The sequence below is a fragment of the Nocardia sp. NPDC005366 genome (assembly GCF_040606855.1).
GTDB lineage: Bacteria > Actinomycetota > Actinomycetes > Mycobacteriales > Mycobacteriaceae > Nocardia.
Genome location: NZ_JBEXFQ010000005.1, coordinates 164,565 through 191,024 on the forward strand (window position 1 = coordinate 164,565; position 26,460 = coordinate 191,024).

At 69.3% G+C, this 26,460-nt stretch carries 23 protein-coding genes; 3 read left to right on the forward strand and 20 right to left on the reverse strand.

The annotated features are described in order from the left end of the window. Nucleotides 1–16 precede the first annotated feature (16 nt). The 4 genes from rpsK to infA form a co-directional block, all read right to left on the reverse strand. Nucleotides 17–430 (reverse strand): 30S ribosomal protein S11, encoded by a 414-nt coding sequence (gene rpsK / locus ABZS43_RS08205; protein WP_014349147.1) that lies wholly within the window; start codon nt 428–430, stop codon nt 17–19. Between the two features lie 9 nt (nt 431–439). Next, nucleotides 440–811, reverse strand: a complete 372-nt coding sequence (gene rpsM, locus ABZS43_RS08210) for a 30S ribosomal protein S13 (RefSeq protein ID WP_355035119.1) — start codon at nt 809–811, stop codon at nt 440–442. A 249-nt stretch (nt 812–1,060) separates the two neighbouring features. Beyond that, nucleotides 1,061–1,174, reverse strand: a complete 114-nt coding sequence (rpmJ, locus tag ABZS43_RS08215; RefSeq protein ID WP_011207363.1) for a 50S ribosomal protein L36 — start codon at nt 1,172–1,174, stop codon at nt 1,061–1,063. Between the two features lie 118 nt (nt 1,175–1,292). Next, entirely contained in the window at nt 1,293–1,514 is a 222-nt protein-coding gene (gene infA / locus ABZS43_RS08220) for a translation initiation factor IF-1 (protein WP_003418601.1), read from the reverse strand. Nucleotides 1,515–2,076: 562 nt separating this feature from the next. Between infA and ABZS43_RS08225 the strand changes: the two genes are divergently transcribed. Further along, nucleotides 2,077–5,172: an AAA family ATPase gene (locus ABZS43_RS08225; protein WP_355035120.1), complete on the forward strand. Its 3,096-nt coding sequence runs from the start codon at nt 2,077–2,079 to the stop codon at nt 5,170–5,172. A gap of 68 nt (nt 5,173–5,240) precedes the next feature. Here ABZS43_RS08225 and ABZS43_RS08230 read toward each other — a convergent pair whose 3' ends face one another. The 4 genes from ABZS43_RS08230 to eccD all read right to left on the reverse strand — a co-directional run bounded on the left by ABZS43_RS08230 (nt 5,241) and on the right by eccD (nt 12,976). After that, entirely contained in the window at nt 5,241–5,741 is a 501-nt protein-coding gene (locus tag ABZS43_RS08230; RefSeq protein WP_355035121.1) for a DUF4254 domain-containing protein, read from the reverse strand. A gap of 303 nt (nt 5,742–6,044) precedes the next feature. Next, the gene (eccCa, locus tag ABZS43_RS08235) at nt 6,045–10,109 is read right to left on the reverse strand and encodes a type VII secretion protein EccCa (protein WP_355035122.1); all 4,065 of its coding nucleotides are present in this window, start codon (nt 10,107–10,109) and stop codon (nt 6,045–6,047) included. 9 nt (nt 10,110–10,118) lie between these two features. Beyond that, entirely contained in the window at nt 10,119–11,519 is a 1,401-nt protein-coding gene (gene mycP, locus ABZS43_RS08240) for a type VII secretion-associated serine protease mycosin (protein WP_355035123.1), read from the reverse strand. Beyond that, nucleotides 11,516–12,976: a type VII secretion integral membrane protein EccD gene (gene eccD, locus ABZS43_RS08245; protein WP_355035124.1), complete on the reverse strand. Its 1,461-nt coding sequence runs from the start codon at nt 12,974–12,976 to the stop codon at nt 11,516–11,518. The genes mycP and eccD overlap by 4 nt, the downstream gene beginning before the upstream one ends. Before the next feature lie 159 nt (nt 12,977–13,135). On the opposite strand from eccD, the gene eccA reads away from it, so the two are divergent. Further along, nucleotides 13,136–14,971, forward strand: coding sequence for a type VII secretion AAA-ATPase EccA (eccA, locus tag ABZS43_RS08250; protein ID WP_355035125.1), 1,836 nt, complete (start codon nt 13,136–13,138; stop codon nt 14,969–14,971). Between the two features lie 13 nt (nt 14,972–14,984). On the opposite strand, the gene eccB is transcribed toward eccA, so the two are convergent. Beyond that, nucleotides 14,985–16,490, reverse strand: a complete 1,506-nt coding sequence (gene eccB, locus ABZS43_RS08255) for a type VII secretion protein EccB (RefSeq protein ID WP_355035126.1) — start codon at nt 16,488–16,490, stop codon at nt 14,985–14,987. A 132-nt stretch (nt 16,491–16,622) separates the two neighbouring features. Between eccB and eccE the strand changes: the two genes are divergently transcribed. After that, the gene (gene eccE / locus ABZS43_RS08260; protein WP_355035127.1) at nt 16,623–18,359 is read left to right on the forward strand and encodes a type VII secretion protein EccE; all 1,737 of its coding nucleotides are present in this window, start codon (nt 16,623–16,625) and stop codon (nt 18,357–18,359) included. An 81-nt stretch (nt 18,360–18,440) separates the two neighbouring features. On the opposite strand, the gene ABZS43_RS08265 is transcribed toward eccE, so the two are convergent. The 11 genes from ABZS43_RS08265 to ABZS43_RS08315 form a co-directional block, all read right to left on the reverse strand. After that, nucleotides 18,441–18,734, reverse strand: coding sequence for a type VII secretion protein EsxR (locus tag ABZS43_RS08265; protein WP_355035128.1), 294 nt, complete (start codon nt 18,732–18,734; stop codon nt 18,441–18,443). A 25-nt stretch (nt 18,735–18,759) separates the two neighbouring features. Continuing rightward, nucleotides 18,760–19,092, reverse strand: coding sequence for a WXG100 family type VII secretion target (locus ABZS43_RS08270; RefSeq protein WP_355035129.1), 333 nt, complete (start codon nt 19,090–19,092; stop codon nt 18,760–18,762). Nucleotides 19,093–19,140: 48 nt separating this feature from the next. Then, a complete protein-coding gene (locus tag ABZS43_RS08275; protein ID WP_355035130.1) occupies nt 19,141–19,932 on the reverse strand; it encodes an ESX secretion-associated protein EspG in 792 nt (263 codons plus the stop codon). Beyond that, the gene (locus ABZS43_RS08280) at nt 19,929–20,924 is read right to left on the reverse strand and encodes a PPE domain-containing protein (protein ID WP_355035131.1); all 996 of its coding nucleotides are present in this window, start codon (nt 20,922–20,924) and stop codon (nt 19,929–19,931) included. The genes ABZS43_RS08275 and ABZS43_RS08280 overlap by 4 nt, the downstream gene beginning before the upstream one ends. 24 nt (nt 20,925–20,948) lie before the next feature. After that, the gene (locus tag ABZS43_RS08285; protein WP_355035132.1) at nt 20,949–21,254 is read right to left on the reverse strand and encodes a PE family protein; all 306 of its coding nucleotides are present in this window, start codon (nt 21,252–21,254) and stop codon (nt 20,949–20,951) included. 28 nt (nt 21,255–21,282) lie between these two features. Beyond that, nucleotides 21,283–22,644, reverse strand: a complete 1,362-nt coding sequence (locus tag ABZS43_RS08290; RefSeq protein ID WP_355035133.1) for a hypothetical protein — start codon at nt 22,642–22,644, stop codon at nt 21,283–21,285. 2 nt (nt 22,645–22,646) lie between these two features. Beyond that, nucleotides 22,647–22,958 carry a type VII secretion target gene (locus ABZS43_RS08295; protein WP_355035134.1) on the reverse strand — a complete coding sequence of 104 codons (312 nt, stop codon included), beginning with the start codon at nt 22,956–22,958 and terminating at the stop codon, nt 22,647–22,649. 100 nt (nt 22,959–23,058) lie between these two features. Continuing rightward, nucleotides 23,059–23,355: a YbaB/EbfC family nucleoid-associated protein gene (locus ABZS43_RS08300; protein WP_355035228.1), complete on the reverse strand. Its 297-nt coding sequence runs from the start codon at nt 23,353–23,355 to the stop codon at nt 23,059–23,061. A 2-nt stretch (nt 23,356–23,357) separates the two neighbouring features. Then, nucleotides 23,358–23,693, reverse strand: a complete 336-nt coding sequence (locus ABZS43_RS08305) for a hypothetical protein (protein WP_355035135.1) — start codon at nt 23,691–23,693, stop codon at nt 23,358–23,360. Nucleotides 23,694–23,702: 9 nt separating this feature from the next. After that, nucleotides 23,703–24,485, reverse strand: a complete 783-nt coding sequence (locus tag ABZS43_RS08310) for an ESX secretion-associated protein EspG (RefSeq protein WP_355035136.1) — start codon at nt 24,483–24,485, stop codon at nt 23,703–23,705. Continuing rightward, nucleotides 24,482–26,221 carry a hypothetical protein gene (locus ABZS43_RS08315; protein WP_355035137.1) on the reverse strand — a complete coding sequence of 580 codons (1,740 nt, stop codon included), beginning with the start codon at nt 26,219–26,221 and terminating at the stop codon, nt 24,482–24,484. Before ABZS43_RS08315 ends, ABZS43_RS08310 begins: the two co-directional genes overlap by 4 nt. Nucleotides 26,222–26,460: the final 239 nt, after the last annotated feature.

Here is a 26,460-nt window from a genome sequence, read left to right on the forward strand (position 1 = left end):
CGCTATTCCTTTCCCGCTAGACGCGACGCCGCTTGGGCGGACGGCAGCCGTTGTGCGGCTGCGGGGTGACATCGGAGATCGTGCCCACCTCGAGGCCAGCGGCCTGCAGCGAGCGGATCGCGGTCTCGCGGCCCGAACCCGGGCCCTTCACGAAGACGTCGACCTTCTTGACGCCGTTCTCCTGCGCCTTGCGGGCAGCGTTCTCGGCGGCGAGCTGCGCGGCGAACGGGGTCGACTTGCGCGAACCCTTGAAGCCGACGTGACCCGACGACGCCCAGGAGATGACGTTGCCGCTCGGGTCGGTGATCGACACGATCGTGTTGTTGAACGTGCTCTTGATATGCGCGTGGCCGTGCGGGACGTTCTTCTTTTCCCTGCGACGCGACTTCTGGGTCTTCTTGGGGCCGGAGGCCCTGCTCTTCGGAGGCATGCGCTATCCCTACTTCTTCTTGCCTGCGACGGTGCGCTTCGGGCCCTTGCGGGTGCGCGCATTGGTCTTGGTCCGCTGGCCGCGTACGGGCAGGCCACGACGGTGACGCAGGCCCTGGTAGCAGCCGATCTCGATCTTGCGACGGATATCGGCCTGCACCTCGCGGCGCAGGTCGCCCTCGACCTTGAGAGCCGAGCCTTCGATGTAGTCACGCAGTTGCGTGACCTGCTCGTCGCTGAGATCCTTCGACCGCAGATCCGGGCTGATGCCGGTGGCGTCCAGGATCTCCTTCGACCGGGTACGGCCGATGCCGAAGATGTAGGTCAACGCGATCTCCATGCGCTTTTCGCGCGGGAGATCTACGCCCATGAGACGTGCCATGGTGGCAGTTCCTTAATTGTCGCGGAGGTCTGCTCCCTGTCCGTTCCCCTCGTCTTGGCGGGGCACCGGCCTCCGTACCGGTGGTTGGCTCGCACGCCTCGGGGTGAACCCGAATAACCGCAGCGTGCGGCTGGATCTGGGAGTTCTTCGCAGGACGAGTGCTTGCAGCTCGTCCCATTCACTTCTGTGCCAATCCGAACCGCGTTCGGTGCTCGGCAGGTGACCTACCGGGGTTACCCCCGGCGTCGATCAGCCCTGGCGCTGCTTGTGACGCAGGTTGTCGCAGATCACCATGACCCGGCCGTGACGGCGGATCACCTTGCACTTCTCGCAGATCTTCTTGACGCTCGGCTGAACCTTCACGTCCGTCCAATCTTGTTGTGGTTCACATGGGTGTGAACACAGTTTTTCCCCAGTCGACGACTGGGGAAGTCTGTGGTGACGGGCTCGCGCCCGTCGAGTCGATCGCGCCGGAGCGCGGTCACTTGTACCGGTAAACGATCCGGCCGCGAGACAGGTCGTAGGGCGACAGCTCGACGACCACCCGGTCCTCGGGAAGGATACGAATGTAGTGCTGCCGCATCTTTCCGCTGATGTGCGCGAGAACCTTGTGTCCGTTCTCGAGCTCGATCCGGAACATCGCATTGGGCAGCGGCTCGACAACTCGACCCTCGACCTCGATGGCCCCGTCTTTCTTCGCCATGTCCTCCGCGATCCCGGTTCACCGAACGGCAGCGCCGCTCGAACCTGGTTTGATTGCCTGGGTGTCTGCTTGTATGGATCCGGTGAACGATCGAACCGGCGACACGCAAGCAGTCGGCGCATAGGTGCACCGCCGCTCAAGCCTACCGGGCGGGTCGGGATCCGGCAAAAACGCATCGCCGGTCGCGGGGTTCACCAGGGTACTCGCCGAGGCCCCCGAGCGCTCGCGGACGGTAGCTCCCCGGTACATCCCACTGCCCACGTGGGGCCGGTGGGGGTCGCGTAAACTGACCTCGGTCGAGAATCGGTCGAGCAGATCCCAGGGGGATGTCCGTGAGCCAGCGCAGTGACCGAGCCGCGCGCGCAACACCCTCGGCCACGGCGGGGGCGCGACGGCGCCGGGTCGGGGGCAATATCCTCCGCGCTTTCCACGGCGGCGCGGTCGGCATCCGGCGGGGGCGTGAATGCGGCGAAGCCGGGTACCTTGTGGACGAGCGCGCTGTACGGATCGCGAATACCGCGGTTCAGTGTGCTGCCGGATCGAACCTTCAGCGGGGTGGCGTGTGAGTCGGAACGACGACGGCCTGCCCATGCTGCCGCCGTGGCTGTCCGAAAGCGATGTCAGCGGTGGGTACGAGGCCCCCGTTCAGAATCTGCCACACGACGAGACGATCGATGACCCGGCGCCCTCGCGACGCAGGCGCGGCCGTTCGGCCGCGCCGGACAGCGGTCGCCAGGACCCCAATTCGACCCCTGCGCGCAAGGATAAGAAGCGTCGCCTCTTCGGCGGTCGCGACAAGGACGAACACTCCGATATAGGCGCACCCGGTGATATAGGCGCACCCGGTTCGAGTTCGGACGAGCGCGACTACGGGCACGACCAGCGGCACGCGGATTCGCGCGATATCGGTCAGCAGCCCTGGTCGCAGCAGCCGGACGCGCACTCCGGTGGGCAGCAGCCGGTTCCCCGATCGGACGGGCCGCCACCCGGCGCACGATCCGGCGGGCCGTTCGACCCGCATTCCGGCGGGCCTCAGCCCGAGCCACAGGCCGGTGGACCGCAGTACGACCCGCGCGCCGCCGGACAGCAGGCCGACCCGTATCAGGGGCGGCCTCGGCCGGATATGCCGTCGGGCTCGTCGCATCCCGGCGGGCAACCACTCGATTCGAGGTCGCAGCAGCGCCCGGACGCACCGCCGCACGGTGTCATCGGCACCCCGCCCGCCGGGCCCGACAACGCGCCGTCGACTCCTCAGCGGCGTGATGCCGCGCAAGGTTTGCCGACGCGTCAACCGAGCACACCTTCCGAGGGATTTCAGCCGCTCCGAAGTCCCGCGGTGCCCCCGCATGAGCCGCTCGACCAGAGCCCGCCCCTGTCCGAAGCGGCGACGACCAGGTACCAGCAGGTCCGGCCCGATCTTCCGGCCCCGCCCACCGCGTCGGCCGCACCCTCGGTGCCGTCTATACCGCCGGTACCGCCTGCGCCCGAGAATCTCCGAGCACCCGGCGGCGCTCCCGGCGAGCTCGGTGAACTGCCGTCGCCGCCGCCTCCTTCGCGGCCTCCCCTGCCCGCCCCGCCGCCTGCCGGATTCGACGGCCGACGCGACGATCGCGAGCCCGTACCCCCGGCGTTCGACGGTGCACCCACGCCGGCGGCGGTGGAGCGTCTTCCGCTGCCGGATTCGCCGGTTCGCGCGGACACTTCCGACGACGCGTCCGCGAGCCGGCACGAAGCGGTATCCGAACAACAGGGAACCGACGGTCCGCCACCGTGGCTGACCCCGCCTGCGGATCCCCCGGAACGACCGGAAGAATCCGCGGCGTCCGCCGATTGGTCGGCACCGAGCGAGCACGCCGAACCGGTCGGTGAACAGCCCCGGTACGAACCGATCCCGCCCGACCAGATCCCGAGTACGCCCACGCCCCGCTCGCCGTACGCCGATCCGGTGCCGCCACCGGATTCCGGTGCCGGCGGCCCGTCCGGTTCCTCGCCCGACACGACCTCGCGCGGGGAGTACTACGGCACACCGGGTTACGCCGACGCTCGCCCCGGCGAGCGGGAAGCTCACCCGGCTTCGGAGGCCGAATCCTTGCCGGAGTCAACGGGTTACACCGCCCCGCCAGGCCCCGGCTACCCGCCGCCGATCCCGACCGGCCCACCCGGATACGGGCCGGGCCCCACGCCGCCGCCCGCACCAACCGGTGACCCGAACCCCCAGGGACCCGGCGCCCCGTGGGGATCCGCACCGGCACAGGCATCCGACGCCGCATGGGATTCCACCGCGGGATCTCTTTCGAATCCTGGTGGCCGTCATCGCCTTTCGCCGCCCGGTGGAGCCGTCACTCCCGGACACCGCGCACCGGTCAGCGACCAGCCCTCCCCCGGCATGCTCGGCCGCGATCCGAACGTCTTCGCGCAGCCGCCCGCCGATCCGTCCGCGCCGGGATGGACCCGGCCCCCGCAACCGGCCCCGCTGGCCGGTGTTCCCACCGAGTCCCCCGGCTATGCGACACCTCCGGTCGGACCGCCGCCGGGCGCCTACGACGCACCCGGCCACCCGCCGCTGCCCGGCCCTGCCGACACGTTCGCGCGGAAGCCCGACCAGCAGATGCCGCATACCGCGCCAGGGCACCACCCGCAGCACCAGAACCCGAACACGCCGCCGCCCGCTCCGATGGGCCCGGCATCGGGCTGGGGACAGGTCCCTCCCTCCTCGGGACCGCGACCCCACGGCGCGCCGTCGCTGGACGATGTGCCGTTGCGCCGAGCCACCCGCGCGCCGGGCGGTGGGTGGCGCAAGGCCGTCCACCACATGTCCGGTGGGGCGATCAATCCGGGCATGTCGGCCGAGGAGCGGCGTCTCCAGGAGTTGGTGGCGCGCATCAGGCAGCCGGTTCGCGGTGATTATCGAATCGCGGTGCTGTCGTTGAAGGGCGGTGTCGGCAAGACGACGACCACGATGGGTCTCGGCTCGATTTTCGCGTCGGTTCGAGGCGATCGGGTGATCGCGGTCGACGCCAACCCCGACTTCGGCACCCTCTCCCAGCGTGTGCCGCTGCAGACCCGGTCGACGGTGCGCGATCTGTTGCTCGATCCGTCGATCGAGCGCTACTCCGACGTGCGCAGGCACACCTCCCAGGCCACCAGCAGGCTGGAAGTACTCGCGAGTGAGCGGGATCCTGCGGCATCCGAGTCGTTCAACGACGAGGAATATCGCGCGGTCGCACGGATTCTGCAGCGCTACTACAACATCATCCTGACCGACTGCGGCACCGGTTTGATGCATTCGGCCATGTCGGGCGTGCTCGATCTCGCGCATTCGCTGGTACTGGTCTCCTCCGCGGCGATCGATGGCGCCCGCAGCGCGGCGGCCACTTTGGACTGGCTGTCCCTGCACGGCCACGATCACCTGGTCGTCAACGCGGTCGTCGTCATCAACCTGCCGCGCGAGGGGTCACCGAATGTCGGGGTGCAGCAGCTGCGCGAGTACTTCTTGTCACGCTGCCGCGCCGTCCACATCATCCCGTACGACCAGCACCTGTCCGAGGGCGCCGAAATAGATCTGCATCGGCTGAGCAAACAAGCGAAACGCGCGTATGTGGAATTGGCCGCTACCGTCGCCGACGAGTTCGGGGCGGATCACCGCCGGTACCACTGACCGGCCGCGCGAACGCGCGGCCATGGGTCACCGGGTCATGACCTCGGCCCGAAGGAGACGGGTACCGCTCACCACGCGGGCAGCCGCCTGCGACCAGCGAGCACGTCGCGCACCAGATCGTCGTAACCGTCCGCGAGTTCGGCGAGGTGGTACCAGGCCGCGTGCAACTGCTCGTCGTTGGCGTCGAGCGTCTCCAGCGCGTGATGTGCGCGCACCGCGGATTGGGCGAGACGGTCGATCACCGCGCCGACGGTTTCGGTGTGCAAGGTGGCGCCGAGCCGGTGCTGGGGTATCGCGCGCAGCACCCAATCATCGATAGCCATGACCAATTCGCCTCGGCGACAGTCATTTTCGAGGATATGCGCGGGATCTGTGTCCACCGAGCCGCCACGACCGATCCACCGCCGCTCGTGGAGCACGGCGAGATCGCGCGCGAACCACAACAGCGGGCCACCGACGACCCGGTGCCCGCGGCACGCGCGAACCAGCACACCGGAAGAAGGTAGTGCGCCGAGCGTTCCGGACTGTACTGCCGGGTCGAGGCATCGCCGTGCCTCGGGAACCGCCATCACGACCGTAGATGAATCCGAACCTGCCACGTTGCCTCGCCGTTCATAGCCGCACAACACCGGATCAGGACGTTCTTACAGTAAACCTCTGAGGGGACCTGTCAAGCACTACACGGCCCCGTGAGTGCACTGTAATCGGTGCCGTTCGCCCGTGTACGGACTTTGGCCGGCGAACTCACAGCACGACGTGATCCGTAGGGCGCGGCGAATTCCGGGCGACCGCATATCCCGGCCCGGGGTGTCGATCACCGCCGCAACGCCATTCAGGCGCTCGTGCTCGATGAGGCGCCGACGGTGGGTGTGTCAGAGGGGCGGCAGGTCGGCGATGTGGACCAGCTCGACGCCCTGGCTGCGGGAGATGAGGGTGCCACGGCCGGGGGGCATCCTGCTCGGCCGCACCTCGCCGATGATCTTGCCCTCGTCGCGGGAGCCGCTCATGACCAACGCGGGCACCGACAGGTTCTTCATCGCGCCGAGGATCGGGTCGTAGAGCGCACGGGAGACGCCGCCGATGCGACGGGTGACGATCAGGTGCATACCGATATCGCGGGCCTGCGGCAGGAATTCGAGCAGCGGCGCGAACGGGTTGATCGAACCGGTGGCGACCATGTCGTAGTCGTCGACCACGATGTAGATCTCCGGGCCCGACCACCAGCTGCGCTCGCGCAGCTGCTGCTGGGTGATGTCGGCACCGGGGATGCGCTTGGACAGGTAGGTCGCCACTTCCTGGATCATCGGTCCACAGGTCTGCGACGACGTCGAGTATCCGGCGAGTTGGTCGCCCTCTAGCACGCCGAGCATGGTGCGCCGGTAGTCGATGAGAATCACCCGCGCCTCGGCGGCGGTGGAGTTCTCGGCGATGCCCATCACGATATTGCGCAACAGCGTGGTCTTGCCGCACTCCACATCGGCGAAGGCCATGAAATGCGGTTCGGCGCCGAAATCCAGTGCCAGCGGCTGCAATTCGGATTCACCCAAGCCGACGGCGATACGGGTCGGACCGAGTTCGATGCCCTGTTCCCTTGCGGCGCTGAGCACTTGCTCGCGCGGGAAGCGCAGCGGCAGCATCCGCACCTCGGGCGCGCGGCGGTCGCCGTGGAGTTCGATCAGCCCCTCCTTGGCGCGAGTGACACCGTCGGCGATCGAGGACGGATCGGAGTCGGAATCCAGGCGCGGCAGGGCGATCAGCATATGCAGCCGATCGGGTGTCAGGCCGCGGCCCGGCCTTCCGACAGGCACCTGGTGCGCGGTGCGGCGATCCATCTCCGAGTCGCCGGGATCACCCAGGCGCAACTCGAGCCTGGTGCCGACCTGGTCCTTGACGACGGGCCGGATCTCGGCCCAACGGGAGGCACCGATAATCAGGTGGATGCCGTAGGACAGCCCCTGGGTGGCGATGGCGTTGATCTGGCCTTCGAGCACGTCGAACTCTTCGCGGATGGCGGCCCAGCCGTCGACGACCAGGAACACGTCGCCGAACAGGTCGGCGGCCAGCAGATCACCGGGCTCGGGGGCGGTGCCGTTGATGCGCCGTGCCTCCTGCGAGGCGAACTTGCGGCGGCGGAACTCCGCCATCGACTCGATGCCGAGTTCGGCGAAGCGCTCCTCGCGTTGGCGCATGAGGGTGGTCAACTCGGCGACGGTGCGACGCACCCGGTCGCCGTCGAGACGGCCCGCGACCGAACCCACATGCGGAATCCCGACCAGACCCGCCATGGAACCACCGCCGAAGTCGAGGCAGTAGAACTGCACCTGTTCGGGCGTGTGGGTGGCGGCGGCAGCCATGATGATGGTGCGCAGCGTCGTCGACTTGCCCGACTGCGGACCACCGACGACCGCGACATTGCCCTGTGCGCCAGCGAGACTGATGGTGAGCACGTCGCGGCGCTGCTCGTACGGCTTGTCCACGACACCGATCGGCATCCACAACTGTCCGTGCCGGTTCACCGGCGAGGTCCACTCCGGGTTCGGCAGCAGCATGTCGACGGACGGCGACTCGTCCAGCGGCGGCAGCCACACCTCGTGCGCGGGCCTGCCGTGCCCGGTCAGCCGTTCGACGACGACATCGAGCAGCGAGTCGGGAATGCCTTCATCGGCAACGGATCCCGCCGTCGGGGGCGGCGGCAGTTCGGGCAGCCCGCGTACCGTCGGCTCGCTCGGTTCGCCCTCGGCGCCGGGTTCGGCGATCTCGACGGGCGCGGCGGTGAACACCACAGGGCGCTGGCCGCCGACCGGCTCGCTGTCGGTGCCGGTACCCGTGCCCGCGGGGGCGACATAGGGCCCCGAGACGTAACTCGCGTTGAACCGCAACGGTTCGGACGCGTCGCTCTTGAGGTACCCCGCGCCGGGCACGCTTGGCAGGTGATAGGCGTCGGTGATGCCGAGCACCGCGCGGGATTCGTTGGCCGAGAAGGTACGCAGGCCGATCCGGTAGGACAGGTGCGACTCGAGGCCGCGCAGTTTGTTCTCCTCCAGCCGCTGCGAGGCAAGCAGCAGGTGCACGTGCAGCGACCGGCCGAGCCTGCCGATCATCACGAACAGCTCCGCGAAATCCGGCTTCTGCGAGAGCAGTTCGGAGAACTCGTCGACCACGATGAACATCGCGGGCAGCGGGTCCAGCGGCACACCGGCCGCACGCGCCTTCTCGTAGTCGGTGACATTGGCGTAGTTGCCCGCCGAACGCAGCAGTTCCTGCCGCCGGTTCATCTCACCGGCGAGCGCGTCCTTCATGCGGTCGACGAGGGACAGCTCCTCCTCGAGGTTGGTGATAACCGCCGCGACATGCGGCAACGAATCCAGGCCGAGGAAGGTCGCGCCGCCCTTGAAATCGACCAGCACCAGGTTCAGCGCGTCCGGCGAGTGCGTGGTGACCATCGACAGCACCAGCGTGCGCAGGAATTCCGACTTGCCCGATCCGGTCGCGCCGATACACAGGCCGTGCGGGCCCATTCCGTTCTCGGCGGATTCCTTGATGTCGATCTCGACGGGGGTGCCGTCCGGGGTGATACCGATGGGCACGCGCAGGCGTTCACGCGCGGTACGGGGACGCCAGACGCGGGCGGGGTCGATCTGGGCGGCGTCGGGGATGCGCAGCAGGGCCATCAGACCCGGGTCGGTGGCGGCGCCGTCGCCGAGGCTGACGATCTGCGCGGCGGTGGCCAGCCGGTACCTGGCCAGTTTCCTGGCGAAGGCCTCCGCCTCGGCGGCGCAGACGGTGTCCGCGGTGGCGAAGCGTTCGATGCCCGCGGCACTGCGGGCCGAAACCACGCCGTCGCCGACCACCAGCTGCAATCCGCGCCGTGCGGCCAGCCCGTGCTCGGGCGCGGTCAGGTCGAGCACGGTGACCGAGTCGAGGCCGGATTCGCTGATGAGCCGTTCGTTGCCACTGACGTAGCCGTCGTCGATGACGACGACCAGGTGCACCCGTCCCGCGGTCGGCTGCGGGTTGCGCATGAACCGGCCGCGTTCGAGAAGTTCGGCCGACAGCGCGGATTCGAACTCGCCGAGCGAGGTGTAGATCATGCGGGCCGAGCCCATGCCATCGCGCAGTGTCGAATGCTGCACGTGCGGCAGCCATTTGGTCCACGCCCATTGCGCGTCGGGGTCGGCGCAGACCAGGGCGACCGCGAGATTGTCCGGGCCGTGGAAGGTGGTGAGCTCCATCAGCATGGCGCACACCAGCTCTCGCGCCTGCTCGAGGTCGCCGCCGAGGTTGATCGCGGGGAAGGCGCGCAGCGACACCGCGGTCGGCAGTTCGTGGACTACCGAGTGGGTGCGGACGAAGCGACGTAGCGCCACCGTCGACACCGGCTCCAGGTCCTCCAGGGGACCGGTCTCCGGCCTGGCCAGTTTGGTGGCCAGCCGGTGACTGCCGACGCCGACGCGCACATTCCCGAAGTCGGGATCGTTGGGGCGGCGTTCCCACATGCGCCTGGTGCCGATCAGGGCGGGCAGATCGGCGGGTTCCGGGTGACTCCAGATCAGTGACTCGAGCTGTCTGCGGCCGGTGGTGCGCACATCCTTGCGCACCTGGCCCAGGTACCGGAAGTAGTCCTTGCGTTCCTCGTTGAGTTCCACCGCGCGCTTGGGCCCGCCACCGCGCATGCCTGTCATCATTCCGACCATCGACATGAGCATCATCATGGGGAACATCAGCATCATCGGATTGGCCAGCAGGTTGCGACCCATCGTCGCCATCATCGCGATCATTCCGACGACGGCCACCACCATGATCACCGGCATGATCTTCATCATCAGCGGCGACGGGATGGCCCGCTGGATCTCCGGCGGGGGCGTGAGCGCGACTTCACCACCGGGCGCGCGAGGCGGCGCGATCCGGGGACGGCGGACGAAACCTTCGGTAGCCATCACAAGCCTCTAGTCGAATTCCGAGTTCAGGTCGGCCCGGCGGGTGCGGAACGGAAAACCCAGTGCGGCAACAATACCGAGCGCCGCCAGCAGAGTCACCGATCCGATCGCCGCGACCCGGCGCGGGCGCGGATCCGGTTCGGCCGGCGACGCCGGCGCCGCCAGCGGACGACCGCGGTCGGCGCCCGTGCTGATCGGCGCGGTGGGCAGGGGTGCGGTGAGCGCCGCCAGCGGGTCGATGAGCCCGGCGCCGATGGCGTCGTCGCGACCTCGACCGGGTGCGTGCGCCGTGCGGGTGATCCGGTCGATCACCTGCCCGGCGGTCAGCTCCGGGAACTTCGCCCGCACCAGCGCCGCCAGGCCCGCGACATACGGTGCGGCGAAACTGGTTCCGTCGACCGGTTGGAGGCCGTCGTTGGTCTGCACGCCGTCGACCAGACCCGTACCGCCCGGTTTGGAGTCGAGCGAGACGATATTGCGCCCGATGGCCGCCGCGCCGATCCACGGCCCGTGCAGCGACAGCGCCGACGGGGTGCCGTCGGGGTCGACCGAGGCGACCGACAGCACGTACGGGGTGAACCACGCAGGGGTGGCGACGGTGCTCACCGCACCCCAGCCCGAACCGGAGTTCTGGGTCTCGCACGGCCCGCCCGTTTCGACATTGCCCGCGGCGGCCACCACCACGACATTGCGTTCGTAGGCGTACTTGACCGCGGCGCCGAGGGCGCCGTCCGCGGTGGCGGATCCGGCGGAGCTGCACGCCACTTCGGAGATGTTGATGACGGTGGCGCCGAGGTCGACCCCACGCACCACGGCGGCGGCGAGGGTCAGCACGCTGCCGTATCCGTCGCTGCGCAGCTGATCGGCCGATTTGTCGGCGCCGCGGCGGTCCTTGGGCTCGTAGGCGAGGCTGAGCTGCCGGATCGTGAGGATCTCCGCCTCCGGCGCCACACCGACGAACGCGTCGTCCGGGGACGGCCGGGCGGCGATGATGCCTGCCACCAGGGTTCCGTGGCCGTCGCAGTCGAGCGTGCCGTCGGAGTCGCTGACGTAGTCGCCGCCCGCCTCCAGGGCGGGCAGGCGCGGATGCCGGTTCACCCCGGTGTCGATCACCGCGACCTTCTGGCCGGCGCCGCGGCTGAACCGCCAGGCCGACGGGAGATCCAGCACCCGTTGCGACACCGGCGCCTCGGTCGGCGGCGCACCGCGCAGGACCGGTTCGGCGCACAGCTGCCGCTGCTCGGTCGGTTCCAGCGGGGCGGGCCTGCCGCTGAGCGCGAGGGCGGCGCCGAGCGCGCCGTCGTCGATCCTCGGCGGCGCTACCGCCAGGGCGGGCGCGGGCACGGCGGCCAGCACTGCCGCGGCACAGGTGAGCCGCAGCAGCGTGCGCCGAAAGACTGTGCGGGTCATATGTTCCGGGCGGTCGAGTACACGTCCATGACCCATAGAGCCAGCGGGATCAGCACGATGATGAGCAGGTATTCGAAGATCTCGATACCGCGCCTGGTCACCGGGGTCACCTCGATGTGCGGACCGATCACACCGAAGCCGACCACCGCGACCGCGGTGACGAGCAGGACCGCGACCGCGGCGAATTCGAATGCGCTGTGGCCGAGTCCGAGGCCGGTCACCACGGCGAGCAGCGTCAGCGCGCCCGTGGCGATCAGGGTGGCCGCCTGGACCAGGTCGGCGTAGGAGCGCCCGCGCAGGCACAGCACGATCGCACCGATCACCGCCAGCGCCACTCCACCGGAGTGGATGGGCCCGAACGGGTCCGCGGCGCCGAACGCACCGATAGCCACCGCCACCGCGCACGCGGCGACAAGTCCGGTCTGCACCTGGTTGGCGGTGCGAGCACGCTCCCCCAGACCGGCTCCGGACGGCAGCGCGATCGCGCCGATCGCACCGATGCCCTCGATCGTCGGGCGCTGTTCGTGGTCGGCCGGGTCGATCGCCCCACCGGCGGTCGGCACGGGCGGAATCGGCAGGCGCGCAACCACGGCCGCCATCCGCGCCACCGACGACAACAGGACGAAACCGGCGACGAGGACCGCGGCGAACAGCTTCGGCAATCCCGGATGCCAGATCAGATACACCACCGCGGTCACCGCGGCGACGACGCTCATCAGGACCGCCGCGGCGAACAGCCCCGCCGCCGAGCCGATGATCCGGTGACCGACCACGCCCGCGACCAGCACCGTGACACTCCCGAGCAGCACGTGGGCTGCGCCGAGCGCTCCGGGCACCAGCAGCGCGCCACCACCGAACAGCAGCGCGAGCGCGTCGAGAGACAGGTATCTGGCGGTCAGCTCGTCGAAGTACTTGCGTGCGGCGAGACCGGCCGCCGCAAGCGCGAGAATGCCGGTGCCCAGCAGCGCGAAGGCCGGTGTCAGCGGATCGCCGCCGGAGCGGGACACCGCCAGCACCGCCAGCGCGGCGACGACGGCGACCATCGCGACCACCAGCCCGGTCCAGCGGGCCGCCGCCCCGGACCAGGACCGGAATTCCCCTGCGGTGAGCCGGGATACGGCGTCGATCACATCGTCGAACAGCGCCGGGGATTCCTTGCGCAGGACCGGGCTGAGCACCAGCAGTTCCCCGTCGTGGACCTCGGCCTCGGTCAGCGTGCGGTTCGGCGCGAGCGGATCCTGCCCCAGACGGGCCAGGGTCCAGTGCTGGGCGCGGACCGGCGCCGAATCCTCCTCGCCGTCCGGCAGGCGCGGGTCACGCGAGCGAATCAGCGCGACCAGATCGCCGATGAACGCGGCGATCGGGACGGTGGCGGGCAGGCCGATGTCCAGCTGTGTGTCACCGCCGATCACCGAAACCCGGCACAGTTCGGGCTCATTGCCTAACAACGTCGACACCAGTGATGAACTCTCAGTCGTAGCTGACAACTTCCGTTGCGACCACACGGCAGCATTACCTAATCTAACGGACAGACCCATCCGGCGCGATGTAGGTCTGCCACAGCCTGATTGAACGTAACCTGTACATCAGTCAAAGATTTCGGGGTCCGACACCACATGCCTGACATTCGCCAAGCCCAGCGTGCCTTCGACGCAGGCGTACTGTCACTCGGGCTGCCCATCGACGGCCAGGAGTCCCAGCGCGACCAGGAATACGCCAAATTGGCGTTCCAGCGCGCGACCGAATGGGATACCTCGATGTGCGATGCCTGGTTGGGTCGCGCCGCCGCCGGTGAGGTGACCCGTGAGGTCCTGTTCAATCTGCACCGGACCAGTGTCGACTCACTGGGCCGGGAACAGCGCAGGGTCGGGCTGGCGCCGCGGGCGCTGGCCGGGGTGTTCCTGCCCGGCCTCTACATCAACTATCCGCTGTCGAACATCGCCGAGATCTGGCTCGCCTGGGCCGCGCAACTGATCGCCGACAAGGACTACGCCCAAGCGGAGAAGGTTCTCGATGAACTCGCCGAGCTGCGCCGGGGCCTCGCCGACACGCCGGACAAGCAGATCGATGACCGGATCAGCGCCTACGTCCGCGGGATCCTGCACTACAACACCCAGCGCTGGCCGGACGTGATGACGGTGCTGGCCGGTTCGGCGGACTGGAAGGATCCCTACCTCGCCACCGGCGCGCATGTCATGGTCGGCACCGCCTGCGCGCAGCTCGGCCTGTTCGGCGAGGCGATCCGGCGCATGGAAGCCGCTGAGGCGGGCCCGATTCCGTCGGCCCGGTTCACCGCCATGTACAACCGCGGCCTGTGCCTGCGCGAAGCGGGCAACGAGGCCGAGGCCCATGCCCTGTTCGAGCAGGTGTATTCGCAGCTGCCCGACTTCACGGCCAACACCACGGCCATGCGCGACCGCACCTTCCGCATCGTGGTGACCAGCCGCGAGTCCATCGACGCGCGCACAGACAAGTGGGATCCCGCCTCGGCGCCGAGCCTCGCCCAGCTCGACCAGGACCAGGCCGAGGACCGGGCCAAGGACATTCTGGCCAAGGCCCGCGCCCAGCTCGACAAGCAGGTCGGCCTCGCCTCGGTGAAAACCCAGGTGGCCAAACTGCAATCATCGGCCCAGCTGGCGAAGATCCGTGCCGGGAAGGGCCTGTCGAGCCAGTCACGCGGTCAGCACCTGGCCTTCACCGGGCCGCCCGGCACCGGCAAGACCACGATCGCCCGGATCGTCGCCCAGATCTACTGCGGTGTCGGCTTGTTGAAGACCGACAAGGTGGTTGAGGCCAAGCGCGTCGACTTCGTCTCGCAGAACCTCGGCGGCACGGCGATCAAGACCGAGGCCCTGATCGACAGCGCGATGGACGGCGTCCTGTTCATCGACGAGGCCTACACCTTGATCCAGACCGGCCTGTCCGGTGGTGACGCGTTCGGCCGCGAGGCGGTCGACACCCTGCTGGCGCGGATGGAGAACGACCGCGACCGGCTCGTGGTCATCATCGCGGGCTATGACGGGGAGATCGATCGCCTGCTCGCCGCCAACGACGGTCTCGCCTCACGTTTCGCCAAGCGCCTGCAATTCCCGTCCTACACCCCCGAGGAACTCGGGCAGATCGGCGAGATCATCGCGGGCAGCCGCGATTCGACGATGTCGGAGGCGGCGCTGGCCGCCCTCATCGAATCCTGCCGGTTCCTCTACGACCTGGAGAGCACCGACCAGAGCGGCGCGGCGCGGCGCGGTGTCGACCTGGCCGGAAACGGCCGCTTCATCCGCAATGTCATCGAGGCGGCGGAGGAGGAACGGGAGTTCCGCCTGGCCAACGACGCCGAGCTCGATCTGTCCGAGGTCGACGACGAGGTGCTGATGCGGATCGAGGAATCCGATATGCGCACGGCGCTGGCCGCCATTATCGCCACCCTGAACGTGCGGCTGCCCCCGAACTGATCGCGCGATGCGGCTATTTCGCGGTCGGCAGGGAATCGTAGCTGGTCAGCGCGTCCTTGGCCGATAGCGTCGGGCCGGGGACCAACTGGCCGATGATCGACCACGGCGCGAGCCGGGGCGAGTCCCCGAGGCCGAGCACGCCTGCGGTCGCCGCGTCCGGGATGCCGTAGCGAATTCCGTTGTCGGCCACATAGAACAGCGACTCGCGACGCGGGCTGCCCGGCTCGATGCCGGTGACCTGGATGAATTCGCCGGTGGCAGGCGGGAGGTAGACCGCGTCCATGCGGTCGCCGGTGCCGTCGGCGGTGGCGAGTGTGACCGGCTCGGCCGAATCGGGCAGCGGCAGTGTCGTTCCGGTCAGCAGCGTGACCGCGGCCCGCTCACCGGGTCCGTCGACCTGCTTGTCCTGCTTGGCCGCGGTACCGGGGTTCTTCGACCAGCTGACACAGACCACCGGGGCGTCCTCGGCGGCCACGATGCGTGGCGTGCGCGCCGGGAAGTGATCGACCGGGAGTGTGTGCAGCACCGGAATCCGGTCAAGGGCGTCCGGTGGCACGACGGCGATCTCGCGCATATTTTGCGAGTCGGCGTTGCGCAGCAGCGTCGCGGTGAACTCCGAGACCGGCTGCACGCCGTCGGCCAGCACGGCGTACAGCTGCTCACCACCCGAACCGGCGTGGCCCGGCACCGAGATGACGCCGCCCACCGGCACATTCGACAGTCTGCCCGGACCCGGCTGTCCGGCGCCTTGGACGGTAGGCACGGCCAGCGCCGGGCCCTCGGTGGTGGCGCCGAGGAAGCCGGCGCCCGCCGGGCGCGGCCTGTGCCCGGACAGCCCGAGCGTGCGGGCGATGACCGAGTTCGTCGGGTCGATCTCGACCCGACGCCCCTGATACACCAGATAGGTCTTGTCATTGCGCCGCACCAGCAGGGCGTCGTCCGCGCCCGCCACGCCGATCCGGTTGCCCAGCTCGAGCGGTCCCGCGATGGCGGTGGTCAGTCCGCCCGTGACGCCTGCCGCGCTGCCGCCCGCGGACAGCTGCGTGCTCTCACACAGCGTCCACTCCGAACTCGCGCCCTGCTTGGATGGGGGCAGGGCCGTCGGGGCGCCCGGAATGCCGAGCAGTGGGCCGCGCGGGTACGAGCCGAGTTTGTCGTCCTTCACCGAATGCGGTGCTTCGGACTTGCCAGCGATCAAACGCGCCGACGCCAGGTTGAGCACGGGGTGCAGCGTTTTCGAGCCGTCCTCGGACTGAACCACCACGTACAGCGCGCCGCTCTGTTTTCCGCTGACGATGAGCGAATCCCCGATCGACCCCTGCGGCCGGAGGAAGCCCAGAATCGCCGCGCCCGCCACGATCAGCAATCCGAGGACCGCGCCCACCCACAGCGACCGGCTCTGCGAGCGCATCGGATCGTGCAGCATGCGCACATCGCGCCTGATCAGGGCGTGGTCCAGTCTGCGCAACAGAAACCGGTATCCGTTGACCTGGGCCTTGGTCGTCAGCTGTGCCGGCACGCCGACCCCCTCGGTGCGTGTGTTCCAGATGCGAAGCTCACCATCTCGTTCGACACGGTACCGTAATTCGGATTCGTCCTCGAGCCGAGATCCGACGTATGCCGATCAGGGACAACGATTTTGAACGACACCATGAACGCCGGGGAAACCACGGCCGACAACGCGCACGACACTTTACGCGATCCGAACTTCTGGCTGTTCCGCATGTTCCCGCTGCGCGCGTGCGTGATCGTCGCGGTGCTCGCGGCAGCACTGGCCTGGGTGGTGCTGGCCGCCACCGCCTCGGTGCTCGGCGCGATCGCCGCGGCCGCGGCCGTGCTGCTGATCGGGCTCGTCCCGGTCGGACGCCGCAATCTCGCCGTGCGGGTCGGGGCGTTGGCCGTGCGTAAGGTCCGCGGGCGCGCCGAGACCCTTGACCGGGCACCGGCTTTCGACGTCCCCCTGCCCGAGGGCGGCGCCTGCGGGGTGCGCTGGGACGGCGATCTGCTGCTGACCATGCTGCGCATCGCACCGCCGCCGGACACCCTGACGTTGTTGCGTCGCAGCACGCTCAGCGACGACCAACTGCTGCCGCTGACCGAGATCGCCCGCTGCCTGGATCAATTCGACGTCGAGCTGGCGGGCATCGATGTCATCGCCACCGGCGCGCGCACCGCGGGCACCGGCGCCGCCGCCCACCTCTACGACCGCATCCTCGGGCCGCTGCCCGCCATCGCCCACCGCACGTGCTGGCTGGTGCTGCGCCTGGACCCGGTCGCGAATGCCGCGGCGGTGGACAAGCGCGGCGGCGGCGCCGAGGGCGCACTGCGCACCATGATCATCGCCACCCGCCGGGTGGCCAATCGGCTGGCCACCCACCACATCGACGCCGCGATCCTGACCGCGACCGAGATGAACAGCGCCGTGCGCGAACTCACACACGGCTTCGACCCACTGACCGTGACCGAGACCGGGCGCGGCCTGTCCAGCGAGCACCGCCATCTCACGCATTACCAGCTGACCGCACCGATGCTCGGCTCCAGCGGCCTGGCCGACATCTGGGCCACCTCCAGCCTGTCCACCACGGTGACCCTGCGGCTGCATCCCGGCGCGCGACGCGCCGCCCGGATCGGCGACAAGGCGGGCACTGTCGTCCTCAACGCGGTGGTCCGGTTCGACACGGCCACCCCGCCCGAGGAACCCCCGCTGCCCGGCCTGCGCGAACTCACCGGCAGCCATCGGCACATCCTGCTGGACACGCTGCCGATCGGCGCGGCCGAGGACCTGGGCGGCAGCGACGGCTACCGCGGCACCCTCACCGCGCTCGCCGACCTCGCCGTCCCCACCACCGGCTGCGGCCAGCTCATCGGCGCCGACCATCTCGGCCAGGGCATCGCCGTCCCCCTCATCGGCGCGGGCACCCGCCACGTCGACGTCATCGGCAATCTCGACCTGGCCCAGCAGGTCGTTCTGCGCGCCACCGCCCTCGGCGCGCACGCGGTCGTGCACACCAACCGCCCCAATGCCTGGCAGACCATGGTGGCCAATCTGGCCACCCCCCAACTACTCGCGATCGCCCCGCGCACCGCGGGGGCCACACCCCAGCCGCAGCCAGGCCCACCCCCCGTCCCCGCCGCGCCGTATCCGACCACCACCGTCCTGGTCTACGACGGCATCGCCCCGACCGTCCACCTCGGCGGCGCGACCATCGTCGAGGTGCGCACCGCCGAACGCGACCCCGACGCCGCCCAACCCGACGTCACCCTGATCCAGGACCCGTACCAGCCCAACCGGATCACCGTCCGCACCAGCACCGGCAGCGCCACGGTCGCGATGGTGACGACCCCCGACGAGATGCACTACATCGGCGAATCACTCGCCGCCCGCTGAGTTTCCGGAGACGACAACGGCCTGTGCCCCATCCGGTGCACAGGCCGTAGTACTGCCGACCGGGAAACGGTCCGCGATGAACTAGAAGGAAGCGAAGCCGTCGCCCACCTTGCCGTCGGCCTCGAGCGCGCGGTTGAGCGCGCCTTCGACCTGGGCGGCAAGCCGGTCGAGCTTGTCCAGGGTGTCGGTGAGCTCGGTGGTGACGCCCTTGTGAGCGGTGTCGAAGCTCGAGATCGCCTGTTCACCCTGGAGGTTGGCCCGGAAGTCCGAGGCGGCGCCCTCGAGCTCATCGATCTCGCTCTTCATCTTCCCGCCGTGCGTCTGAAGGTCGCTGTAGAGCTCGTTCATCGCAGCGGGATCGTAAAGGATGGTCATCAGAGTTTCCTTACTCTCAGAAGAATCAGACGAGGTTGGTGTATCCGCCGCCGCTGGAGGCGCCGCCGCCACCGGACAGACCGCCCTGGTCCATGTTCACGATGGTGTTCTTACCGCTGTTGACGGCCTCGGTGAGGCGGTCGAACTTCTTGTTCAGCGCGTCGGCCTCGTCGTGCCAGGCCTGGGCGACCTTGACGAATTCGTCGCTCGCGTCACCCTTCCAACCGCGCAGCACCGCCTGTGCGGCGTCATCGATCTCCTTGACCGAAGTACGCAGGTTGGTGATGGACGACTCCATGTGGGAGACGACCTTGTCTACACCACCGGCTTCTACGCCTACTGGTCCCTGAGGGGGCATTGTCGAACCTTTCCTTCGTAATGTGTGGAACGGGAGTGGATGATCGGTCTAATCGGGCAGCCACCTCCCACCGGGAAGCCCCTCGAGGAGCGCACCGACGGCCTGGGTGAGGCGGTGATCGGTGCCCGGCGTAATGGTTGACCACACCTGTCCGTCGGGCGCTGTCGTCGGCGCCACGACGATCCGGCCGCGCGCGGTGTCGTACACCGCGACCGCGCCAGGGGCTCGGCTGGTCAGCCCGTCGTGGTGGACGGTGGCGACGATCTCGGTGTAGCCGTGGCAGGCGCCGAAGGCCGCGCCGAGGACGGTCGCGTCGTGCGCGTCGATGCCGAGCGCGTACATCGCGTCCACGTAGTCGGTGGTGGTCTCGGCTGCGTCGAGCCTGCGGGCGAGGTCGTCGGCGACGACACTGGCCGCGGCGACCTCGGCGGGCGGGCAGGCGGGCAGGGCGGCCAGCAGCAAGCGGGCCAATTCCCGGTCGGAGCCGTCGATGTCGGTGGTGGCGATGTCGAAGGCGTCGCCGGTGCGGACCGCGGTGGCGTGCCGGGCGCCGCGGCGGGCCAGGCAGATCCTGCGGGTGCCGTCGGCGCCGTAGGAGCGGCCGGACAGTTCCGCTTCGGGCTGGGTGAGCGTGTACATGGCCTCGGCGAGACCGGGTTCGACGTCGCCGTAGCTGTCGAAGGTGCCGTCGGCGGTGAGTTCCGTGACCGCCTGGTCGCGGGCGGCCTGCCAGGCTTGGAAGCTGTCCTGGCGTGGGCCCGCCGCCAGGACCAGCGGCATGGTCTGCACGCCGAGCCGTTCGGCGACGGCCAGCAGGGCGTCGTTGGTGAGGGTGGTCATGTCTGCCCCTCGGACGGCGACTGTATTGGCTGCGCCGTATTCGCCTGGGACGCCTGCCGTTCTGCGCCGCCGAGCACCGCGGGTGCGGCCTGGATCTCGCCCTCGACCACCAGTTGATCGGATTCCTCGTAGGCGATGCTCGCGCGCGGGAAGCGCGACGCGTCCGCGGCGCCGCCGGAAGCCATGGCGCCCGGCACGACCGGCGCGGCCTGCGCGGCGGGCGAGGACACCGGCGCGGCCGACGCGGTGGTCACCGCGGGTGTGGTCGACTGCGCGAACACCGATGCGCGATAGGCGGTTTGCACGGGGGCAGGCATCGGGGGCAGCGAGATCGGGCCCATCGCACCGATTCCCGGCAGTGCGGACGCGGCGGTCTCGGTGGCCGCCGCGTCCGGGGTCCCCCCGGATCGTTCGGCGGCCAGCGCGGTCTCGGGCACGATCGGCGGCGGTGGCACATGCAGCCACGGGGTCGCCAGCGGCTCGGCGGCCGCCTCGTAACTGCGCATCACCCGGGAGGCGAGGGCCGTGGCAGCGTCGGCATCGGCATCGGTGTGCGCGGCAACAGCTTTCACCGGCGCGCCGAGCATCGACCCCACGTTCTCCAGCGCCCGCTGCACGTGCGCGATCGCGATCAACTCGGCGGCGCCCGGCATGGTCCTGGCCGCCACCTCGTAGGCCACCACCTGCGCCTGCATACGCGCGGCGTTGGCGGTGGCGGCGGTCGCCGTCTCCACCAGCCAATCCCGCAAGGTCGAGATCCGTTCCCACACCTCGTCACTACGCCCGGACTGCCAGGACCCCCGCAGTGTCCGCAGCACCTGCTCGTAGTCGAGCACGGCCGTGCCGAGTGCGGTGGCCAGCCGCGTCCACGCGGCGGCCGCGTCGGCCATGGGCACCGGTCCGGGACCGGTGGTGAGATCGGCGGCCAGCCGCGACGGCTCACGCGCCTCCCACACCACGCCGGTGAACCCGGGCTGCGGCGGTTCGATCATCGGTCCTGCTTTCTGTATCCGCGTCTAGGAACCGCCGAAGCCGCCGACGTTGTCGGACTCCATGCGCTCGAACTCGGCGACCTGCGCGCGCAGACCGGCGGCGAGCTTGCTCATCTCGTGCACGCCGCGATCGGCGTTCGCGAGGAAGTCGGCGGCGACATCGTTGGCGGTGAGCGCGGCTCGGCCCGACACTTCGTCGACCCCCGCCGGGGCGACGTTCAGGGCGGGCGTGACCGCGGCCAGTTCACCGGCGAGCCGGTCGACCAGCGCGTCCAGGGACGCTGCCGCGTTACCCGCTGCGGCGGCGTCGAATTCGAAAGTGTTGCTCACGGCTGATCTCCTCGGTTTCGTACCTGCGTCACAAGGTCAGGGCTTTATCGGGCGGCGGCTCGGTGGACGACACCTCGGCGGCGCCGACCACCGGCGTCGCCACCCCTTCGATCGGTCCGACGACCTCGTCGCCGTGCTGGGCGGTGACCAACTGGGAGTGCACGGCGTCGCCGGCGCCGCCGTCAACGGGGCGAGCGAGCGAGGCGCCGCCCGCGCCCCCGCCCATGGGCATGTAGCCGGGGGCGCTGGTGACGGCGTTGCCGTTCGCCGCCGCCGTGGTCGCGGTGGCGCTCGTGGTACCGGCGCCGCCCGCGCCCGCCGTCACGGTGCCGCGGCCCTGCCACGGGCTCAGCGGTGTGCTCGCGGCACCGCTCACGCCCGCTCCGCCCACGGCGCCGATCGCGCCGACGCCGGTAGCACCGGCCCCGGCGCCCGCTGACTCGAGATCGGCCCCCGTCTCTGCGCTCTCGCCCGGCACGCCCGCGCCCGCGATCGCACTGGCGCCGGGCCCGGTCTTGTTCGAGGTCGACAGCGAACTCGTCTGCGACGCAAGGGAAGTCAATGACCCGGTCACCGTGCTCACGGTGCTGATCAACGGTGAGATCAGGCTCATCAGCTGGGTGAGCGATTCGGCCGAGTCGACGCCGGTTGGCGCGTTGGTGACCTCGACCTTCTGACCGGCCTTGGTCATCTCGGCGCTGTGCGCGACCAGCTCGGTCTTCGTCTCGGCGACGATCGCAAGCCCCTCGCCGATCGCCTCGACCGTCGCCGCGACCAGTGCGGCCTGACCGACCGGGGTCAGGGCATAGACCGGGGCTGCGGCCAGCGTCGCCGAGTACCGCGCGATCACCGCGGACAATTTCGCAGAACCGATCGCTACGCTGCCCGCCGCCTTGGTCAGGGTCGTCTTCTCCTCGACGCTCTGCTTGGCCAGTGCGGCGCCGTCGGACTGGGCGGCGGTTGCCTTGGTCGCGGCCTCGGCGGACGCGGCGCTCTGCCACAGCGACATCACCGTCGACAGCGCCGTCGACCCCAGCGACGTCACCGTGCTCAGAACCGACCCGATATTCGACAGCATGTCCGCCGGATTGGTGGATGTGCCACCGGCGCCCGCCGTAGGTACGGCGCCGAGCTGCCCGGTGCCGAAGGCCGAGGCCAGCTCGGTCAGCGGCCGCATCAGCGCGGTGAGGTCGATCGTCGGTAGCGGCGGCAGTTCCGGCAGGTGCAGGAATTCCGGCAGCTGCGGCAACTGCGGCAGGCCCATGGACGAGAGCACGTCGCTGACCGGGCTATCGAGCATCGGCGCCAGTGAGCTCGCGCGCAGCAGTTCCAGCACCGTCGGGTCCGGCGCTGAGGCGCCGGCGACCGGAATTCCCCCGGGATAAGTCATGGTTACCCTGCGGCCGTCGAGATGCCGAACTTGCCCGCGGCGTCGGCGCCCTCGTAGGTGGCGGCGGCTTCCATCGCCGTCAGCGCGGTACCCGCGTGCACTGCGGCCAACTGGGCGACCGAGGTGAGATGGTTGGCCTGCGCGTAGATGAAGGACAGCAGGAACTCCTGGCCGATGAGACCGAAGACCGGGACCGCGGCGGCGACGGTCGCCGCCTGGTCGACCGCACCCGCCTGCGCCACACCGGCCGCCATCGAGGCCGAGGCGCCCGCGTAGGCACGAACTGCATCGGGAACTACCGCAACATGATTCATGGCCTTCGTCCAATCTCGAAACAGGCAACGGTGTCTCGCTACCATAACTACCCAGCCCGGGCGTTCGCTACGCATCATCCCGGTGAAAATCAGTTGAACCTCATGTGTTCGCTTCGTTGAAAGTGGTGATCAGCGAAGCACGTTCGGCGTAGGCGCGAGCGAGCGCGGCGTGCGCGGTCCGCACCAGCACCCCCTCGAACTCCTCGGGTGCGAGCTTGCCGATCGCACCGGTGAAGTCCAGCCCGACGAGCGCACCCGCGCCGTCCACGACCACCGTCACGGCGCCGTCGGACGAGGTCTCCTCGATCCTGATACCCGCCGTCGCCTCTTGCAGATCCTGCAACCGGTAGAGCTGGTTCCGCACCCGGGCCACCAGCTCGTCCATCGTCTCGACCATGCTCACACCGACCTCAACCAGCTCTGCGGTTCCGTGTCGTACTCCTGCTCCTCGACGATCTCCGCCGCGGCGACCTCCGCCTCGCTTGGCAGCCCGGTCGCCGCCAGCAGTGCCGGATCGAAACCCGCGGCGGCCAACTGGTTACGCCGCGCCAGCCCGGCCCGCTTGGCCGACTTCTGACACAGCCGCAGCACCTCTGCCGCCAGTGCGTGCGGATCGCGTCGAAGCTCCGCCGCTTCCACACTGATCCCCACCGGCAGCCCCTGCTCGGTGGTCCGCACCACGATGCTCCCGGTCAGCGAGGACGCGGTGAACTCGGTGGGAAATTCCTCCTCCATCTGCCCTCCCTAGGCTCGATCGTCCTTGATGGCACGGATGACCTCGGCGATCTGCGCGTTGATCAGTCCGGTCACCCGGGTGCGGTCCGCACCGACCGCGACCGGCGGCGTGCCAGGCATCACCACGTAGCGGCCGTCGCCGTCCAGATCGCGCCAGCCCAGCCGCAGACGCAGCACGCCGCGCGGACCGAACCGCGACCAGCCCTGTTCGACGCGGATGACGCCCTCGCGCTCGGCCGTCGCCCGCTGGAACTCCGAGGCCCGCGCGGCGTCCGCGTCGTCGTAATGCTGTACGAGCGAACGATGATAGGAATAGTCGAACTCCGTCTCGTCGGGCTCGTCCAGTGCGATTTCCCGACCACGGCCCCCCTCGGCCTCGGGCATGTCCCTGGCGATCACGTCACCGAGCGCGACGGCCTCGTGCCGCGTGACGACGAAACCCGCCGCGTGATAGATGGTTTCGCCCGGCCGCTGGCGCACCAGATAGCCGGTGTCACCCTTGCGCGCCGCGAGCAGGCGCACCGACCGGTCCGGGTCGGACACCTTCGCACCGCCCCCGTAGCCCTGCACGATCACCCGAATGTCGGGATGCACCAGCACGTCCACGATCTCGTCGAGGTCGGCGCCGCAGCGCTGCCGGATCTCGGTGTAGGCCTGCCTGCGGATCCATTCACCTTCCTCGGCACTGCGCGGCGGGCAGGTGTGGATGAACGGGTCCGGCATGAATTCTTCTTTGATACCCGTCCACAGGGCATCGAACTCATCGCCGGTGAATTCCCAGGTGCGCGTCATTGTTCCACGACCGGCCTGGCGACGATGGGCGCGTCACCGAGCGCTTCCTCCAGGTAGGTCACCGAATCGAGGTACTCCGCGCGCTTGTGCTCCTTCTGCTGCTGTCCGCCCGCGCCAGCGCCGGCGCCACCCATCGGCATGCCGCCCATCGGCGAACTCGCACTCGATGACGCCGCTCCGGCGCGGAATGTCGCCTCGGCGGCCGTGGTGGCGACCGAAGCACGCGGGAACAGCCGGGAGGCGGCGTCCAAGGTCGGCGAACCGCTGCCCGCGCCGCCCGCGCCCGAGCCACCGCGCGCACCACCGCCACCCGAGCCACCGCCACCCTTGCCCGCGGTACTCATGGCCTTCTTCGCCTGCTCCTGCAAATCGCTCAGGCCCGCCATGCCCGGCAGCGCGGACAGCCCGTCCAGACCCGACAAGCCCGCCTGCTGCGCCGCGGTCTGCGCGGCGGAACTCGCCTGCTCCACACCGGATTGCAGCGCCGAACTCGCCTGCTGCAGACCGGATTGCAGCGCGGAACTCGCCTGCTGCGCGGCGGCGGCCGCCTGCTGGGCTGGCGTCTGGCCGGAGCCCGCGGTCTGCGACCCCGAGGTCGCCTGCGTCGCGCTCTGGGCCAGGGCGGCCAAGCCACTCTGGAAGGCCGACGACAGACCCGCGTTGTTGCCGGAACCGGAACCGGAACCGGGGCCCGTGCCAGGGCCGGTTCCTGGGCCCGTGCCAGGGCCCGGTCCCGACTCGGTGGTGATCGGCGCGGTGGGCTCGGGCAGGGTGGCGATATGGCTGGAGGTGCCGTTGACGCCGGGCACATAGACCGACCACATGACCGCCCGAGCGTTCTTGGCGGCCTGTTCCTTGGCCGTCTGCTTGGCAGCCTCGTCCTTGTAGCACTGATTCAGCGTCAGCGTGGTGGTCAGTTGCAGCGCCGTGGAATTCAGCCAGCGTCCCGCCAAGTCCAATGCCGTCGCGACCTGGCGCATCCGCTCGATGAGCACTCCGTTGCCGTCGTGGTAGCTCGTCATCGCCGCCCTGGCCTTGCTCGCACCACCGGGGCTGGTCCAATACTTCTGACTGGCCTCGACTTTGGTGTGCAGGGTGTTGAAGTCGGTTTCGAGCGATGTGGCCAGGTAACGCCATTGCGCGACCGCGCCCGCGAGCGAGTAGGGCACGCCCGCGATGGAATCGCGGATACCCGCGAGCTTCTCGTAGTCGAACGCGCCCGGATCCTCCGCCGTCGTGCGGGCGGGATCGAAAGCCGTTCCGTTCAACAGGGAATCAGGCAGGTTGACCGCGCCGTTTCCGGTGGGATAGTTCGTGACATACGGCCCGTAGATGGCCTGCTTGGAGCCTTTGGTCTTACTCTGCTCGATGGTCGTGCGTAGCTGGTCCATATCGACCTGACTCGCGGAATCGGCGCCTTTGTAGTGCCTGGCGGCGTCCATGAACGTCTCGGCGACATCGTTGAGAATGGTCTGATGTTTGGCCAGGATCCCGGCCAGCTCCCCCGCCTTGTCCGAGAATTGCTGCGCCAGCTGATTTCCCGAATCCAGGGAGGAGAACCGCTTCAGATGACCCACCACATCCACCGACAGTTTCACCGTGTTCACCTGTACCCGCGCATCGGTGGCCGCGGCGATCAGGTCCGGCAGCGCCTTCGGTTCGAGCACCAACGCGCCCTCGGACGCCGCGGAACGCAGTCCCGCCCACTGTTGCGCCACAGATGGTCCCGGTGTCATATCCTTCGAGCCTCCCAGTCAGCCCAGTCACCGACGCCCCGCCCGGCACCGCTCGTCACGACACCATCGATTCGCCCGGCTCGCAGGTGATTCTACGGTTGGCTGAGTGAATTCCGCATGTACTGACCAACTCTCGCTGGTGACCGCACGGTGACCGACAATCCCGAGTTCCGGTCAGACGATCACGGAAGACTCACCCGACTCGTTCCACACACGCGCCGATTCCGGAGCGCCCCATA

What these genes read in the sequence shown, in the direction of transcription:
- rpsK (WP_014349147.1), bottom strand. Translation starts at nt 430, where the DNA reads ATGCCTCCGAAGAGCAGGGCCTCCGGCCCCAAGAAGACCCAGAAGTCG.
- rpsM (WP_355035119.1), bottom strand. Translation starts at nt 811, where the DNA reads ATGGCACGTCTCATGGGCGTAGATCTCCCGCGCGAAAAGCGCATGGAG.
- infA (WP_003418601.1), bottom strand. Translation starts at nt 1,514, where the DNA reads ATGGCGAAGAAAGACGGGGCCATCGAGGTCGAGGGTCGAGTTGTCGAG.
- ABZS43_RS08230 (WP_355035121.1), bottom strand. Translation starts at nt 5,741, where the DNA reads ATGGCGGTTCCCGAGGCACGGCGATGCCTCGACCCGGCAGTACAGTCC.
- eccCa (WP_355035122.1), bottom strand. Translation starts at nt 10,109, where the DNA reads ATGGCTACCGAAGGTTTCGTCCGCCGTCCCCGGATCGCGCCGCCTCGC.
- mycP (WP_355035123.1), bottom strand. Translation starts at nt 11,519, where the DNA reads ATGACCCGCACAGTCTTTCGGCGCACGCTGCTGCGGCTCACCTGTGCC.
- eccA (WP_355035125.1), top strand. Translation starts at nt 13,136, where the DNA reads ATGCCTGACATTCGCCAAGCCCAGCGTGCCTTCGACGCAGGCGTACTG.
- eccE (WP_355035127.1), top strand. Translation starts at nt 16,623, where the DNA reads ATGAACGCCGGGGAAACCACGGCCGACAACGCGCACGACACTTTACGC.
- ABZS43_RS08265 (WP_355035128.1), bottom strand. Translation starts at nt 18,734, where the DNA reads ATGACCATCCTTTACGATCCCGCTGCGATGAACGAGCTCTACAGCGAC.
- ABZS43_RS08270 (WP_355035129.1), bottom strand. Translation starts at nt 19,092, where the DNA reads ATGCCCCCTCAGGGACCAGTAGGCGTAGAAGCCGGTGGTGTAGACAAG.
- ABZS43_RS08275 (WP_355035130.1), bottom strand. Translation starts at nt 19,932, where the DNA reads ATGACCACCCTCACCAACGACGCCCTGCTGGCCGTCGCCGAACGGCTC.
- ABZS43_RS08280 (WP_355035131.1), bottom strand. Translation starts at nt 20,924, where the DNA reads ATGATCGAACCGCCGCAGCCCGGGTTCACCGGCGTGGTGTGGGAGGCG.
- ABZS43_RS08290 (WP_355035133.1), bottom strand. Translation starts at nt 22,644, where the DNA reads ATGACTTATCCCGGGGGAATTCCGGTCGCCGGCGCCTCAGCGCCGGAC.
- ABZS43_RS08295 (WP_355035134.1), bottom strand. Translation starts at nt 22,958, where the DNA reads ATGAATCATGTTGCGGTAGTTCCCGATGCAGTTCGTGCCTACGCGGGC.
- ABZS43_RS08300 (WP_355035228.1), bottom strand. Translation starts at nt 23,355, where the DNA reads ATGGTCGAGACGATGGACGAGCTGGTGGCCCGGGTGCGGAACCAGCTC.
- ABZS43_RS08305 (WP_355035135.1), bottom strand. Translation starts at nt 23,693, where the DNA reads ATGGAGGAGGAATTTCCCACCGAGTTCACCGCGTCCTCGCTGACCGGG.
- ABZS43_RS08310 (WP_355035136.1), bottom strand. Translation starts at nt 24,485, where the DNA reads ATGACGCGCACCTGGGAATTCACCGGCGATGAGTTCGATGCCCTGTGG.
- ABZS43_RS08315 (WP_355035137.1), bottom strand. Translation starts at nt 26,221, where the DNA reads ATGACACCGGGACCATCTGTGGCGCAACAGTGGGCGGGACTGCGTTCC.